Raw genomic sequence first — 14536 nt, 5'->3', positions numbered from 1 at the left:
CACTCCCCGGCCAGTGTTTCGCCGGGTCCAAAGGATTAAGGAATAACGTATGTCAATTTTTCTCAACAAAGACTCCAAGGTCATTGTGCAGGGCATCACCGGCGGTGAAGGCACCAAGCACACCGCACTGATGCTTGCCGCTGGCACCCAGGTGGTCGGCGGCGTCAACGCCCGCAAGGCCGGCACCACCGTCACTCACGGTGACGTCACCCTGCCGGTGTTCGGCAAGGTCAGCGAAGCCATGACCGAGACCGGCGCCGACGTGTCGATCGTCTTCGTCCCACCGGCCTTCACCAAGGATGCGGTTATCGAGGCCATCGAGGCCGGCATCGGACTCGTCGTCATCATCACCGAGGGCGTCCCGGTGCAGGACTCGGCCGAGTTCTGGGCGCTTGCCCAGTCCAAGGTCGACGCCGACGGCAACCAGGTCACCCGGATCATCGGCCCCAACTGCCCCGGCATCATCACGCCGGGCGAGTCGCTGGTCGGCATCACCCCGGCGAACATCACCGGCAAGGGCGGCGTGGGCCTCGTGTCCAAGTCCGGCACCCTGACCTACCAGATGATGTTCGAGCTGCGCGATCTTGGCTTCTCGACCGCCATCGGCATCGGTGGTGACCCCATCGTCGGAACCACCCACATCGACGCACTCGCTGCGTTCGAGGCGGACCCCGAAACCAAGGCCATCGTGATGATCGGCGAAATCGGCGGCGACGCTGAAGAGCGTGCCGCCGAGTTCATCAAGGCCAACGTCACCAAGCCGGTTGTCGGCTATGTGGCAGGCTTCACCGCCCCTGAAGGCAAGACCATGGGCCACGCTGGCGCCATCGTGTCGGGCTCAGCGGGCACGGCCCAGGCCAAGAAGGAAGCCCTCGAGGCTGCAGGCGTCAAGGTCGGCAAGACGCCGTCCGAGACCGCCAAGCTCCTCCGCGAGGTCTACGCGGGACTGTAATTCTCCCCGAGGGGCCCCGGCAGCTGGATTCGTCCAGCGGTCGGGGCCTCTTCTGTCAGGCGACCGCGCTAGGCTAACGTTTTCACCCACCACCCCAGTTGGAGGAGTACGCATGCGTGCCACCATCATCCACGGCCCCGGCGACATCAAGGTTGAGGACCGCGACTACCCCACGATCAAACTCCCCACCGATGCCGTCGTGAAGGTCACGGCCTCCTGCGTCTGCGGATCGGATCTCTGGCCCTACCGCGGCATCAGCAAGAACCGTGGCACCCGGGCGATCGGGCACGAGTTTGTTGGCGTCGTCGAGGAAATCGGCTCCGAGGTGACAGGGCTGGCGGTGGGTGACTTCGTCATCGCCCCCTTTGTCGACAGCTGCGGCATGTGTCCCCAGTGCCTCAACGGTGTGACGGTGGCGTGCGACCACCTCACCTCCTGGGGCGGCGACGACGAAAACGGCCACTACGTCGAGGGCGCACAGGGCGAAGCCGTCCGCGTGCCCCAGGCCGAGGGCACCCTCCGCCGGGTCGACGGGGTCACCGACCCCGGCAAGGAACTGACGGCGAGCCTGCTCACGCTCTCCGATGTCATGTCCACCGGGCACCACGCTGCGGTCAGCGCGCAGGTTGGGCCGGGCCGCACCGTCGTGGTGGTAGGCGACGGCGCCGTCGGCCTGTGCGGCGTCCTGGCAGCGAAGCGCCTCGGCGCGGAGCGCATCATCGCCATGTCCCGGCACGAGGACCGGCAGGCGCTGGCCCGCGAGTTCGGCGCCACCGACATTGTCGCCGAACGCGGCGACGCTGGCGTCGAGAAGGTCCGCGAACTGCTCGGGGGAGTGCTCGCCGATTCGGTACTGGAATGTGTCGGCACCAAAGAATCGATGGAGCAGGCCCTCGCCAGCACCCGTCCCGGTGGAAACCTCGGATTCGTTGGTGTTCCCGCTGGTGGAGCAGAGCTCCCGATCGGCCTCCTGTTCGCCAAGAACATCACCGTGGGCGGTGGCATGGCCCCGGCCCACACCTACATTCCGGAGCTGCTTGCCGACGTTCTTGCCGGAAAGATCAACCCGGGCAAGGTGTTCGACGTCGAGATGCCCCTCGAGGACGCCGCCGAGGCGTACAAGGCCATGGACGAGCGGCGTGCCATCAAGGTGCTCCTGAAGCCCTAGGTCTCAACGGACGCGTCGGTAACTGTGTTTCACACGGCGGCCGGCGCGTCCGCTGTTTAACTGTCGGACCATGTCGCCGTGGCGTCCGAAATATGCAGCGCCGCAATTTTGCAGTTGTGTAAAACGACGCCGAGTGTCATGATAGTTCGGTGAGTCAACTACTTTCCCTCCGGGACCGCAAACGCACCGAGACCTGGGCTGCCCTGCACCACGCCGCCGCCCGGCTCACCCTCGAGAATGGGCCGGACCGCGTCACCACAGAGGCCATCGCAGCCCAGGCCAACGTCTCGGCCCGCACCTTCTTCAACTACTTCAGCACCAAGGAAGACGCGATCCTTGGTCTCCAGGACCCCTCCATCGACCACGCCTGGCTGGAAGCGTTCGACGTCGATACGAACCTCCTCGACCAAGTTTCCCGGCTGCTCGTGAATGTGGTCCACTCCACCGAGGGCGGCGCTGACGGCGACAGCCTCCGGATGGAGGTGGTGCAGCGGTTCCCGCAGCTCCGCCAGCGCCGCTTCGGCTACTTCCTGAAGGTAGAGCAACTGGTTCGAGACGTCGTCACCGAGGGCATTAGCTCCTCAGCCAAATGGGCCGACGTCGCACAGCACCACCGCGCCGAAGACATCTCCCGCATGATCGTCCTGATCGCCGGTGCGCCCATGCGGTACGCCATGCAGGAATCCGCGCACGCGCCAACACTCGACAACCAGTTCGCGGCTCTCAGTAGCGCCAGCGCACTCCTCAGAGAGGTTCTCCCGGAAATCCAATGAGTACCACTACCAAAACCAGTCCTCAAGCCGTTGTCGAGAAACCCACTGGCATGCTGCTGCTCTTCATCGGCCTGATGCTTTCGATGCTCCTCGCCGCCCTCAGCCAGATGATCCTCAGCACGGCCCTCCCCACCATCGTGGGCGAACTGAACGGCGTCGACCAGATGCTCTGGGTCATCACCGCCTATATCCTGGCCGCCACCATCGTGATGCCGATCTACGGCAAGCTTGGTGACCTGATGGGCCGCAAGAACCTGCTGCTCATTGCAATCAGCATCTTCATGGCCGGCTCCATCGTCGGGGGGCTCGCCCCGGACATGCCGTGGCTGATCACCGGACGGGCGATCCAGGGCCTTGGTGGTGGCGGGCTGATGATCCTGGCCCAGGCCATCATCGCCGACGTCGTCCCCGCCCGGGAGCGCGGCAAGTACATGGGCGTCATGGGCGGCGTGTTCGCCTTCGCCTCAGTGGCTGGTCCCCTGCTCGGCGGATTCTTCACCGAGGGCCCCGGCTGGCGGTGGATGTTCTGGATCAACATGCCGCTGGGCGTCCTTGCGCTCCTGGTCGTCGTCTTCTTTCTGCACCTGCCCGGCAAGGAGCGTCAGCGGACCAAGCCCGATGTCGCGGGCATGGCACTCCTCGCCATCGCCACCACCTCGATTGTGCTGGTCGGCACCTGGGGCGGCACCCGTTACGACTGGACCTCCGCCATCATCCTGGGCCTGGCCGCTGCTGCCATCATCACCAGTGTCGCCTTCGTGATGGTCGAACGGCGTGCCGACGAGCCCATTCTGCCGATGCACCTGTTCCGGGAACGCAACTTCAACCTGACCACGTCCGGGGGGCTGCTGATCGGGGTCACCATGTTCGGTGCCGTTGGCTACATGCCGACCTACCTGCAGATGGTCACCGGGGCCAGCGCCACCAACGCCGGCCTGCTGATGATCCCGATGATGGGGGCACTCCTGCTCACCTCCACCGGATCGGGGGTGCTGGTCAGCCGGACCGGCCGCTACAAGTGGATGCCGATCGCCGGCTCCCTCATGGTCGCCGTCGCGCTGTTCCTGCTCTCCACCATCCAGCCGGAAACCGCGCTGTGGGTCATCTGTACCTACATCGGTCTGCTGGGTGCGGGACTGGGCCTGAGCATGCAAATCCTGGTGCTGATTGTCCAGAACACCTTCCCCAACCGGATGGTGGGCACCGCCACCGCCTCCAACAACTATTTCCGCCAGATCGGCGCCACTCTGGGCTCCGCGATCGTGGGTAGCCTCTTCACGGCGCGGGTCGCCGACCTGCTCACCGAACGGCTACCCGGCGGAGCGGTGGACACCGAGGGCGGCGCCAACTCCCTGACCCCGCAACTGGTCTACACGCTGCCCGACGCCGCCAGGAACGCGGTGATCGAGTCCTACAACGATGCGCTCACCCCGCTCTTCCTCTACATGGCTCCACTGGGAATCATCGCCGCGATCCTGCTGTACTTCGTCAAGGAAGCACCGTTGGCTACGTCGATCGCGGACGAGCCTGAAGTGCCGGTCGAGGTCAGCAAGGCAGAATAGGAGCATGAGCCCCTACCTGATCACCCGTGAACGATTCATCAACGCGCCAGCCAGTGACATCTTCGAGGTCCTGGCCACCCCGGCGCTCCATAGTGTGATTGACGGCTCGGACACCGTCCAGGGCGAGCAGCCCGGCGGGCCGCAGCGCCTGTATCAGGGGGCCAAGTTCGGGATGGACATGCGCATCGGGGCGAAGTACAAGATCCTCAATAAGGTGGTCGAGTTTGAGGAGGGGCGCCGGATCACCTGGCGTCACTTCACGAAGGCCACCTGGAGTTACGTGCTGGAGCCCCGCGACGGCGGCACCCTGGTTACCGAGCAATGGGATGCCCGCGCGGTGACCGGGAAGATCGTCCTCCGGCCGATGGGGTTCCTCCGCAAGAACCCCGTCGCCATGGAGAAGACGCTCGCCAAGCTCGAGGACTACGTCACCAAGGCCTGATCGCCCGAGGTCTTGCCGGGACCTGTCAGTGGAGCAGTCCGACGCCGAACAGCAGGCCCAGCAGGTAGGTGGCCGCGGCCGCACCCAGTCCGATCGCCACCTGCCGCAGCGCCAGTTTCAGCGGTGAGGCTCCCGAGAGCAGCCCGACGACGGCGCCCGTTCCCAGCAGCGCCAGACCGACCAGGACGCAGGCGACGATGACCGCCGTCGTCCCGCTGAGGCCGAACAGGTAGGGCAGGATCGGGATCAGGGCGCCCGAGGCGAAGAAACAAAAACTCGCCCCCGCGGCGCCGAGGCCGGTGCCGATGTGCTCGTGGTGGTCCCGGTCGCCGGCCGTCTCCGGCTGGAGGGACAGGCTCGGATCGCAGTCGCAGTCCCGGACCCCTAACCGCTCCTCGGCGCGGTGAGTTGCGGCGTCCCTGGACATTCCCCGTGCCCGATACACCAACACCAGTTCGTTGGCGTCGATATCCAGTTCCTTCGCCGCGGTGAGCGTGATCTGGGTGGGGCGGGACGCCGCCAGCAGTTCCCGCTGCGACCGCACCGACACATACTCCCCGGCACCCATGGACAGCGCCCCGGCGAGGAGGCCAGCGATCCCGCTGAACAACACAAACCCGGTGGAGACACCGGTGGCACCCACACCCAATACGAGGGCCAAATTGCTGACCAGCCCGTCATTGGCGCCGAACACGGCAGCTCGGAAGTTGCCGGAGAGCCGGTTGCGCCCCCGGGTGGCGAGGCCGCGGATGACTTCTTCGTGGATCTGCTCGTCGGCTGCCATGGCATCGGTTGCCATCGGATCGGACGAGTACGGCGACCGGCTTTCGGCGCGCTGGGCGAGGGCCAGGACGAAGACACTCCCGAACCTTCGGGCCAGGAACCCGAGCGCCACGTTCCGGAAGGAGGGCCGGGCGGGCTTGCCCTGATGGTCGCCAAGCAGGGACAGCCAATGGGCTTCGTGACGGCCCTCAGCCTTCGCCAGGGCGAGCAGGATCTCGCGTTCTTCGCCCTCGCGGCGGCTTGCCAGGTACCGGTAGGTTGCGGCTTCGGCGCGTTCGTCGGCCAGATACTGGCGCCACCGGCGAATATCGGCCGGGGATGGTTTGCTGTGTGTTGCTGTCACAACGGTCTCCTGGGATATAGCGACCAGGACCGTGACGGGGCTCCGGCCGTCGTTAACGCGGCCGAAGGTCTCGCTCGCCGGACTCTCTCCGGTGGACTGCCGGGCCAGCGTCATTGGTAGCCAGTGTGTCGACAGGCCTCCGTTCAGGGTTCGTAAAAGACCGGACCCGAACAGGAGCTACTCCCCTTCTCGGAACCAATCTTAGCCCGACTTCGGCCCAGTACTCGACCGCACCAGTCCCCTTCTGTGACCCGGCAACTTCGCCCCGGTAGAGAAGACCCGGCAACTTCGCCCCGGTAGAGAAGACCCGGCAACTTCGCCCCGGTAGAGAAGGGGGAGAGAGGGAAGGGGGATCGCTAAGATGAAACGATGGCCGCCCCACCCGAAAAACCGCCCCGCCGCAGTTCACTGTCCCAATGGCTGCTGCGCGGCGGGACCGATCCGGATCCCCGGTTCACCCTGGCCAACGAGCGGACCTTTCTTGCCTGGGTCCGCACGGCCCTTGCCCTCCTCGCCGGTGGCATTGCGGTGGAGGCGTTCACTGTCGATCTTTTCGATCCGGCACTCCGCAAGGGCATCGCGATCCTGCTGCTCCTCCTGGCCATGCTGATCGCTGCTGCCGCCAGTGGCCGGTGGCTCACGGTCGAGCGGGCGATGCGGCACGGATTACCGTTGCCGTTGCCCCTGCTGGCTCCGCTCCTGTCGGTTGGCGCGACAGTGGTGGTGGCGATCGTCGTCGTTGTCGTGTTCCTCCGCCCGGCCTGAGTGGCCGTGACGAATCCAACCAGCCCCGTGAATCCCCCCGATCCGGGCCTGCAACCGGAGCGCACGTCGCTGGCCTGGGGCCGGACCCTGCTCGCCCTGGTGATCTGCGCTGTGCTGTTTATCCGCTGGGTGCCCCAGTATGGAGGCTTCGTTCTGGCTCTGATCACGATGTCGCTCGCAGCAGCCCTCGGGATCTATGTCAGCCAACAGCTCCGTTACCGCCGCAGCCTCAACGGGATCAGCAGCGGGGTGCTGAAGGCGGATGTGGCAGCGGTGCTCTGGACCGCGGGCGTGGTGATTGCCGTGGGTGCCGCAGGCATTTATGCGGTGCTGTTCCGCTCGCTGCACGAGTAATTCCGGCGGACTCCAGGACCATGGGATCCATTTCGGGCGCCAAGCAGGATAGAGTTCAACAGGCCGAGACAGGAAGTAGACTGATGACTTTTGAATCCACCGCCCCCTGGGTGCGGAACTACAGCGCCGGAGTGCCAGCCGCCGTCGCGCTCCCTGAGGGCTCCCTCGTCAACCTCGTTGAGGACGCGGCCAACCAGTACGGCAAGAACGTCGCACTGGAATTTTTCGGCGCCGAGACCACTTACCGTCAGCTCGGGGAGTCAATCCAGCGGGCAGCCGAAGGACTGCGGCGTCTGGGGGTTGTGGCTGGCGATCGGGTGGCTCTGGTCCTACCTAACTGTCCGCAGCACGTGGTGGCGTTCTACGCCGTGTTGCGACTCGGAGCGATTGTCGTCGAACACAACCCGCTCTACACCGACCGGGAGCTGAGGCACCAGTTCGAGGACCATGGAGCCCGCGTGGCCATCGTCTGGGACAAGGCGGCGCAGCGCGTCCAGGACCTGCCGGGGGACGTACACGTCACATCGATCGTGACTGTCGACCTGACGCGGGCCATGCCGTTCTCCAAACGGGCAGCGCTGCGGCTTCCCGTCACGAAGGCCAGGCAGGCACGAGCGGCCCTGACCACCACCGCCAAACTGTCCGGTAACCGAAGCGTCACCCGCTGGGACCAGCTGGTCAGCAACCGGCCCCTCGCCGCAACGCACCCCGGGCCAGTGGCCACCGACGTGGCAGCCCTGCAATACACCAGCGGCACCACCGGCCATCCGAAGGGCGCAATCCTCACCCACCGGAACCTGCTCGTCAACGCGGCGCAGGGGCGCGCCTGGGTTCCCGGGCTGGAGGACGGCAAGGAGGTCATCTATGCGGTCCTGCCGATGTTCCATGCGTACGGACTCACCCTGTGCCTGACCTTCGCAATGAGCATCGGGGCGAGGCTGGTTCTCTTTCCGAAGTTCGACGAGGATCTGGTGCTGGACGCGGTCAAGACCAGCCCACCAACCTTTTTGCCTGCCGTACCCCCGATCTATGAGCGACTTGCCAAGCGGGCGGTGGAGCGGGGTGTCAGCCTGAAAAGTATCCGGTTTGCGATTTCTGGAGCAATGAACCTTCCCGCCAGGACCATCGAGTTGTGGGAGTCCGTGACGGGCGGGTACCTGGTGGAAGGTTACGGACTCACCGAAACGTCACCCGTCTCCCTTGGCAACCCCATCGGGCCCACCCGCAAGCCGGGGACGGTCGGTGTGCCGTTCCCCAACACTGAAATCCGGGTGGTCGATCCCGAGAACCCTGACCGTGATCGCGAACCCGGCGATTCGGGCGAACTACTGATCCGTGGACCCCAGGTGTTTCAGGGGTACTGGCGGAATGACGAAGACACCAGCGCCGTCCTGACCGCCGACGGGTGGTTCAAGACCGGCGATATCGTCCGGGTCGATGCCGACTCCTTCGTCACCATCGTCGACCGGATCAAGGAGATGATCGTCACAGGTGGGTTCAACGTCACCCCCACCGAGGTGGAGGAGGTGCTACTCGACCATGACAGCGTCGCCGATGCGGCCGTGGTTGGTCTGCCCCTGGCTGGCGGCGGCGAAGAAGTAGTCGCCGCCGTCGTCGTCCGCGATGGGCAACCGTTCAGCGCGGACGTGTTGAAGGCCTTCTGCCGTGGTTCCCTCGCTGCCTACAAAATACCTCGTCGTATTGTTGAGGTAGACGAACTGCCAAGGTCGCTGATTGGCAAGGTACTGCGACGCCAGGTTCGTGACCAACTTATTGCCCGGGACAGCTGAACAGCGCCACCGGAGGAAGCAAGGAGAACCAGAAGTGTTGAACATATTCAGGCGCGCCAAGGGCGCCCCCCGCGGCGAGGAGCACCGCGAGGTAGCCGCCAGCGCCGATCCGCCGCAGGGGCCCGGAAGTCCGTGGAAGGACTCCCTGGGAAGGACCAGCACCCGGGCGGCCCAGGTGCTGCTGATCCTGGTTCTGGCAGTGATCGTGATCTTCGGGCTGATCCAGGTGCGCCTCGTAGTCATCCCACTGATCATCGCGCTCATTCTGGCAGCCGCTATCGGCCCGCTGGTGAACTGGTTGCGGCGGAAGGGCTGGCCGAGCGTGCTTGCGACAGCCTTTTCCTTCCTTCTCCTGCTGGGCGTGCTGGGCGGGGTCATTACCGGCATTGTGTTCGCGGTCCGTAGCCAGGCCGACGAACTGGTCGACAGCGCTACGCAGGGCTTCGACCAGATCTACGAGTTCGTCCGAGACGGTCCGCTACCGATCGACGAACAGCAGATCGCCGACGCCCAGGAGTGGTTGATTGACTTCGCCACCAGCGCCACGGTCGGGGCCGGTGCGGTATCAGGCATCACCGCCGCCGGAGAGTTCCTGACCGGTGCGGTGCTGATGGTCGTCATTCTGTTCTTCTTCCTGAAGGACGGCGACAGGATCTTCGCGTTCGCCCTCCGTCCCTTCAAGGGCGAGCGGCTGGTCAAGGCGCGCCGCGTCGGCACCCACGGGCTGGAAACCCTCGGCGGCTACGTTCGCGGGACGGCAATTGTCGCCCTTGTGGATTCGGTGTTCATCGGCATCGCCCTCTTCTGGCTGGGCATCCCGCTGGCACTGCCACTGGCAGTCATTGTGTTTGTCGGTGCGTTCATCCCGCTGGTGGGCGCCACAGCAGCCGGAGCGCTCGCCGCCCTGGTGGCTCTCGTCTCCGATGGGCCCACCACTGCCCTGATCGTGATCATCGTGGTGGTGGCGGTGAACCAGATCGAAGGTAACTTCCTGCAGCCGGTAGTGATGGGCCGCTCCCTGAGCGTCCACGCACTGGTCATCCTGGTCGCCTTGACCGCCGGCACCATTCTGGCTGGCATCGTCGGAGCGATCCTTTCGGTCCCGATTGCCGCCGTCACCTGGAGCGCTATCAAGTCCTGGACCGGTGAAGAAGACGGACCCGTGACCCCTGCCGACATCAAACAAGCCGAAATCGATACGAAAGCCGACGCCGTAGGCCGCGGTCGCAGCAGCCGGCCAGGCCGCAAAATCGGAGCCTCGATCGCCAAGCCATAACCGGTGACATCACAAAAGGCCGGCGCCCACTGACATGCAGTGGACGCCGGCCTTTTGTAATGCCGAATGCCTTCTCTAGCGGCGGGCTGCCCGCCGGGTATCGGCGACGGGAACCTCGTCTTCAGCGGCACCTGCCACGCGCCGTTCCCAGGCGGCCATGACCGTTGGGTCGGTGCGCTTGGTCAGGAACGAGACGGCGATGAACACGATGGCCGACGCGCCAAGACCCCAGTAGATCGGGTCATTGGCGTAAATGCCGTCGTACTGGTTCTCGGCGTTGACCTCAAGGTAGATCATGGTGCCGAGGGTGAAGACCGTACCTGCGGCCATTGAGGCCGCTGCTGCGACGCCGGTGGCACGCTTCCACACCAGTCCACCGAGGATGGATACCAGGAGGCCGCCCACCAGAATGGCGTACGCAATGGTCAGCGCGGCGACGACGTCCTGGACGATGACGGCCAGTGCGATGGCGACCAGGCCCAGGCCCAGCACCCACCAGCGGTTGGCGGTGACGTCGTGCTCGGGATTTTCGGCGTCGGCTTCGGTGGTGGTATCGATGCTGGTCTGGCCGCTGCGTCCGAACCAGCTGCTGACAAACGGGACGACGTCGGCCCGCGCCACGGTTGCTGCCGCGATCAGTGAACCGGAGGCGGTGGACATCATGGCCGCGACGGCTGCCGCGAGGACCAGTCCGCCAATGCCGATCGGCAGGACGTTGATCGCGATGTCCGCGTACACATCGTCCTGGGATTCGATGTTGGGCAGGATGACGCTGGCTGACATGCCGATGACGGCACCGGCTACGCCGTAGAGAATGCAGTACACGCCAGCGGTGACGCCGCCCCAGCGGGCGACCGTGGGGGTCCGTGCCGTGAAGACGCGCTGCCAGATGTCCTGACCGATGAGCAGGCCCAGGGTGTAGACCACGAAGTAGGTGATGATGCTTTGCAGGCCGATGCCGGTGATGCTGAAGAATTCGGCACCGGCGCGCTCGGAGATGCCGCTGAATCCGCCGGCGTTGATGAGCGCAAACGGGAGCATCAGGGCAAACACACCCACGGTCTTGATGATGAACTGCGCCATGTCCGCGAGGGTGATGGACCACATGCCACCGATCGTCGAGTAGATCAGGACGATCGCGCCGCCGACGGCGATGGAAACGGCCCGGTCCCAGCCGAACAACACCACGAAGATGGTGGCGTAGGCGCCGGTCGAAGTGGCGCACAGCATCAGCGTGTAGGCCAGCATCACGATGCCTGAGGCCTTGGTGGCCTCGGTGCCGTAGCGCAGGGTGAGCATCTGCGAGACCGTGTAGATCTTCAGCTTCTGCAGGGTAGGGGCAAAGAGGAGGCTGAGCAGCAGCACCCCAAAGCCGATGGCGACGACGAGCCACATGCCGGAGATGCCGTAGGTGTAGCCGAGGCCAACGCCGCCGACGGTGGAGGCGCCACCGAGAACGACGGCCGCCATGGTCCCGGTGTAAAGGAGGGGGCCGAGGCGGCGGCCAGCGACGAGATAGTCGCTGGTGTTCTTGGTGCGTGACTTGCCCCACCAGCCGAACGCCAGCATGCCCACGAGGTAGACCACCACGATCGCAATGTTGATGAATTCCATGGTGCTCCTGGAAAAATGGTTTGCGGTAGAAAGTAACCTATAGGAAACTTATGTTTCGCTATAGGCTAGTTGTGACCTTGCTAACACGTCAAGTGTGGACCCACCAGGTTACAAACAGATTCCTCGGTATGCTCATAGTCTTGTGTCAGCCCGGGGAAGCGACCTATTGCGGAGAGATGGTACGTAGTGAAGGCTCTGCCTGTAGAACCCAGTAACGCCCCCGTAGCCATTGGATCGCGGATCCGCGCGGCGCGGCAGGCCCAGCGCATGACCATCGAACAGGTGGCCGCCGCGACCGGTCTCACCAAGGGTTTTCTGAGCAGGGTGGAACGTGACCTCACGTCGCCGTCGGTCGCCTCCCTGGTCACTCTTTGCCAAGTGCTGTCGGTGTCGATAGGTGATCTGTTTCTGGTGCCTGAGACGCACCTCACCCGGCTCGGGGAGGCGCCGCACATCAGCCTCGGCGGGGAAGGCATCAACGAGCGGTTGATCACTGCGCGTTCGGAGCGCCGGCTGCAGATGATCCGCGCGGTGATCGCACCGCACGGTCGCGGTGAGGCCGAGCTCTACTCGGTGGACTGCGAGGTGGAAACCCTCCACGTCATCGCCGGAAGTTTTGTGTTGATCTTCTCGAACGACCGCTATGAGCTGGAGGCAGGGGACACCGTGACCTTCCCCGGACGCGAACCACACACCTGGTTCAACCCCACCGGCGTCGAGGCGACCGTGCTCTGGACCCTCGTCCCGGCGGCATCCGGCGGGTAGCACCCTAACCGACGTGCACCCAGGGCCTGCGGCTCACGTCGGGCTCCGCCTCGCGCAGCACCTCGCGGGTCACCGGCGCAATCTCCCCCTCACCGGTGATGAGGAACTTGAACAGGTTGGTGAGCGGGTGCCCCTCGGTCCACCGGAAGTACACGTGCGGCATCAGGCCGGTGATGTCCCTGATATGCAGCATCACCGCGGCAATGGTGGTGGGCACATTCGACCCGTGCACTTCGAGGATCCGGTACCCGTGCCGGGTGATTCCGCGCACCTGGAGAGCGGTGGCGAACTCGGAGGAGTCGTCGACAGTCACCTCGATGAAGAGCGGGTTGTCAGCCGGGGTCAGGTGGCTGACCGTGCACGCATGTTCCAGCTTCCTGCGGTAGGCCCCGGCGGAGAGCCGTTGCGGCTCATGTGCGATGAGGAGGATCTCGCCGTCGTCGGTGGACGCCACGAACCGTAGCGCCTCGTCATCGAGTCTGATCCCGGTGCTGCGCAGCTCGAATGCGCGGCGGAAGCGGGAGGCAAAGGACACCACCACGATTCCGAGGATGAACAGTCCGGCGATCCGGACGCCGTCGGGACGTTCCACCATGTTGATCAGGGTAGTCAGCGACAGGACCACGGTCACGGCGCCGAAGCCCACCGTCGCCAGGCGCTGCCTCCGGCGTCGCGCGGACAGGGTGACGGCGACGGACGCGGAGGTGATCAGCACCAGGACGCCGGTGGCGTAGGCTCCGCCCTGCGCCTCGACGTCGGCCCGGAATGCGATGGTGACCAGGAAAGCGACGGCGGTGAACACGATCACCAGTGGGCGGACGGCCCGGGACCAGTCGGGTGCCATTCCGTAGCGGGGTAGGTAGCGGGGGACCAGGTTCAGCAGACCGGTCATGGCCGACGCCCCAGCGAACCAGAGGATGGCGATGGTGCTGATGTCATAGGCGGTGCCGAAGCCGTCACCGAAGTATTTATGCGCCAGATAGGCGAGGGCGCGGCCGTTGGCCTCGCCACCCTCCTGAAATTCGGCAGCGGGAATCAGGACGGTGGTCGCGAGGCTCGAGGTGATGAGGAAGCCACTCATGATCAGGGCTGCGGAGGTGAGGAGCTTCTTGGCCCCGGCGATGCGGCCCGCGAGGTCTGCGTGCTCATCGCCCGGGTGCCCTTTGATGAGGGGCATGACGACGACGCCGGTTTCGAAGCCCGAGAGGCCCAACGCCAGTCGGGGGAAGATCAGCAGTGCCACGACCACCATCAGCATCGGGTTGCCGTGCTGGGTGTTCAGGGCCGTCCACCAGTCCTGGACCAGGGGAGGATCAAGCACTACCTGGCCCAGGGCCACGGTGATGACCACCAGGTTCAAGGTCAGGAAAACGGTAACCAGTGCGACGGCGATCCCCACGGCCTCCCGGAATCCCCGCAGGAACACCACCGAAAGCAGTCCCAGGAAGACCAGGGTGATGATCACTTCCTGGCCGTGCATCCAGCCGGGTGCAAACGGGTTCTCAATCAGGTGGGCGCTGGCATCGGCTGCCGACAGCGTCATGGTGATCAGGAAGCTGGTGGCGGCGAACCCGAGGAGGACCAGCACAAACAGCTTTCCACTCCAGCGGGGGAGGAGCCGCTCCAGCATGGCGATTGAGCCCTCGCCGTGGGGGCTCTCCTCGGCGACCCGCTTGTAGACGGGAAGGGCGCCGAGCAAGGTGACCAGGACCAGGACGATCGTCGCGATGGGGGAGAGCACGCCGGCGGCGACGGCGGCGATGGCCGGCTGGTAGCCGAGCGTGGAGAAGTAGTCGACGCCGGTCAGGCACATCACCTTCCACCAGGAATGGGTCGCGGTGTGGTGGGTCCGTTGTGGCTTGCGCTGGTTCTCGTCGTCCAGCAGCCAGTGGCCTAACCGGCGGGCTCGGCGGGATTCCCTGATGCTCTGGATGGCACTGGTCAATGTT

The 14536-nt window shown here is 65.1% G+C and carries 13 protein-coding genes; 10 read left to right on the top strand and 3 right to left on the bottom strand.

Going from position 1 to position 14536, the window contains the following annotated elements; all coding sequences use genetic code 11:
- The first annotated feature begins 49 nt into the window (after positions 1-49).
- The 5 genes from sucD (at position 50) to H4V95_RS16055 (ending at position 4897) form a co-directional block, all read left to right on the top strand.
- Positions 50-952: a succinate--CoA ligase subunit alpha gene (sucD, locus tag H4V95_RS16075; protein WP_171620499.1), complete on the top strand. Its 903-nt coding sequence runs from the start codon at positions 50-52 to the stop codon at positions 950-952.
- Between the two features lie 112 nt (positions 953-1064).
- Entirely contained in the window at positions 1065-2120 is a 1056-nt protein-coding gene (locus H4V95_RS16070; protein ID WP_196866020.1) for a zinc-dependent alcohol dehydrogenase family protein, read from the top strand.
- A 149-nt stretch (positions 2121-2269) separates the two neighbouring features.
- Positions 2270-2893 (top strand): TetR/AcrR family transcriptional regulator, encoded by a 624-nt coding sequence (locus H4V95_RS16065; protein ID WP_196866019.1) that lies wholly within the window; start codon positions 2270-2272, stop codon positions 2891-2893.
- A complete protein-coding gene (locus tag H4V95_RS16060; RefSeq protein ID WP_196866018.1) occupies positions 2890-4455 on the top strand; it encodes an MDR family MFS transporter in 1566 nt (521 codons plus the stop codon). Before H4V95_RS16065 ends, H4V95_RS16060 begins: the two co-directional genes overlap by 4 nt.
- 4 nt (positions 4456-4459) lie before the next feature.
- Positions 4460-4897 (top strand): SRPBCC family protein, encoded by a 438-nt coding sequence (locus H4V95_RS16055; RefSeq protein ID WP_196866017.1) that lies wholly within the window; start codon positions 4460-4462, stop codon positions 4895-4897.
- A gap of 25 nt (positions 4898-4922) precedes the next feature.
- Here the strand turns inward: H4V95_RS16055 and H4V95_RS16050 are convergent, their stop codons facing one another.
- The gene (locus H4V95_RS16050; protein ID WP_395939878.1) at positions 4923-6131 is read right to left on the bottom strand and encodes a VIT1/CCC1 family protein; all 1209 of its coding nucleotides are present in this window, start codon (positions 6129-6131) and stop codon (positions 4923-4925) included.
- Between the two features lie 261 nt (positions 6132-6392).
- Here H4V95_RS16050 and H4V95_RS16045 point away from each other — a divergent pair, with 261 nt between their 5' ends.
- The 4 genes from H4V95_RS16045 (at position 6393) to H4V95_RS16030 (ending at position 10208) form a co-directional block, all read left to right on the top strand.
- Positions 6393-6788 (top strand): YidH family protein, encoded by a 396-nt coding sequence (locus H4V95_RS16045; RefSeq protein ID WP_209731068.1) that lies wholly within the window; start codon positions 6393-6395, stop codon positions 6786-6788.
- Positions 6789-6794: 6 nt separating this feature from the next.
- A complete protein-coding gene (locus H4V95_RS16040) occupies positions 6795-7142 on the top strand; it encodes a DUF202 domain-containing protein (RefSeq protein WP_209731067.1) in 348 nt (115 codons plus the stop codon).
- Between the two features lie 83 nt (positions 7143-7225).
- Positions 7226-8932: a long-chain-fatty-acid--CoA ligase gene (locus H4V95_RS16035; RefSeq protein ID WP_209731066.1), complete on the top strand. Its 1707-nt coding sequence runs from the start codon at positions 7226-7228 to the stop codon at positions 8930-8932.
- Positions 8933-8966: 34 nt separating this feature from the next.
- The gene (locus H4V95_RS16030) at positions 8967-10208 is read left to right on the top strand and encodes an AI-2E family transporter (protein WP_196866012.1); all 1242 of its coding nucleotides are present in this window, start codon (positions 8967-8969) and stop codon (positions 10206-10208) included.
- Between the two features lie 75 nt (positions 10209-10283).
- On the opposite strand, the gene H4V95_RS16025 is transcribed toward H4V95_RS16030, so the two are convergent.
- Entirely contained in the window at positions 10284-11822 is a 1539-nt protein-coding gene (locus H4V95_RS16025; protein WP_209731065.1) for a sodium:solute symporter, read from the bottom strand.
- A gap of 186 nt (positions 11823-12008) precedes the next feature.
- Between H4V95_RS16025 and H4V95_RS16020 the strand changes: the two genes are divergently transcribed.
- Positions 12009-12587, top strand: a complete 579-nt coding sequence (locus H4V95_RS16020; protein WP_209731064.1) for a helix-turn-helix domain-containing protein — start codon at positions 12009-12011, stop codon at positions 12585-12587.
- 4 nt (positions 12588-12591) lie between these two features.
- On the opposite strand, the gene H4V95_RS16015 is transcribed toward H4V95_RS16020, so the two are convergent.
- The gene (locus tag H4V95_RS16015; protein ID WP_209731403.1) at positions 12592-14400 is read right to left on the bottom strand and encodes an amino acid transporter; all 1809 of its coding nucleotides are present in this window, start codon (positions 14398-14400) and stop codon (positions 12592-12594) included.
- Positions 14401-14536 lie beyond the last annotated feature (136 nt).

Source organism: Arthrobacter sp. CAN_C5 (assembly GCF_017875735.1).
GTDB lineage: Bacteria > Actinomycetota > Actinomycetes > Actinomycetales > Micrococcaceae > Arthrobacter_D.
This window is presented reverse-complemented; position numbering and strand designations above follow the sequence as displayed.

Bases quoted from the DNA above. Each gene is read 5' to 3' on its own strand.
- sucD (WP_171620499.1), top strand. From the start codon at position 50: ATGTCAATTTTTCTCAACAAAGACTCCAAGGTCATTGTGCAGGGCATC.
- H4V95_RS16070 (WP_196866020.1), top strand. From the start codon at position 1,065: ATGCGTGCCACCATCATCCACGGCCCCGGCGACATCAAGGTTGAGGAC.
- H4V95_RS16060 (WP_196866018.1), top strand. From the start codon at position 2,890: ATGAGTACCACTACCAAAACCAGTCCTCAAGCCGTTGTCGAGAAACCC.
- H4V95_RS16055 (WP_196866017.1), top strand. From the start codon at position 4,460: ATGAGCCCCTACCTGATCACCCGTGAACGATTCATCAACGCGCCAGCC.
- H4V95_RS16045 (WP_209731068.1), top strand. From the start codon at position 6,393: ATGGCCGCCCCACCCGAAAAACCGCCCCGCCGCAGTTCACTGTCCCAA.
- H4V95_RS16035 (WP_209731066.1), top strand. From the start codon at position 7,226: ATGACTTTTGAATCCACCGCCCCCTGGGTGCGGAACTACAGCGCCGGA.
- H4V95_RS16025 (WP_209731065.1), bottom strand. From the start codon at position 11,822: ATGGAATTCATCAACATTGCGATCGTGGTGGTCTACCTCGTGGGCATG.
- H4V95_RS16015 (WP_209731403.1), bottom strand. From the start codon at position 14,400: ATGTGCCTGACCGGCGTCGACTACTTCTCCACGCTCGGCTACCAGCCG.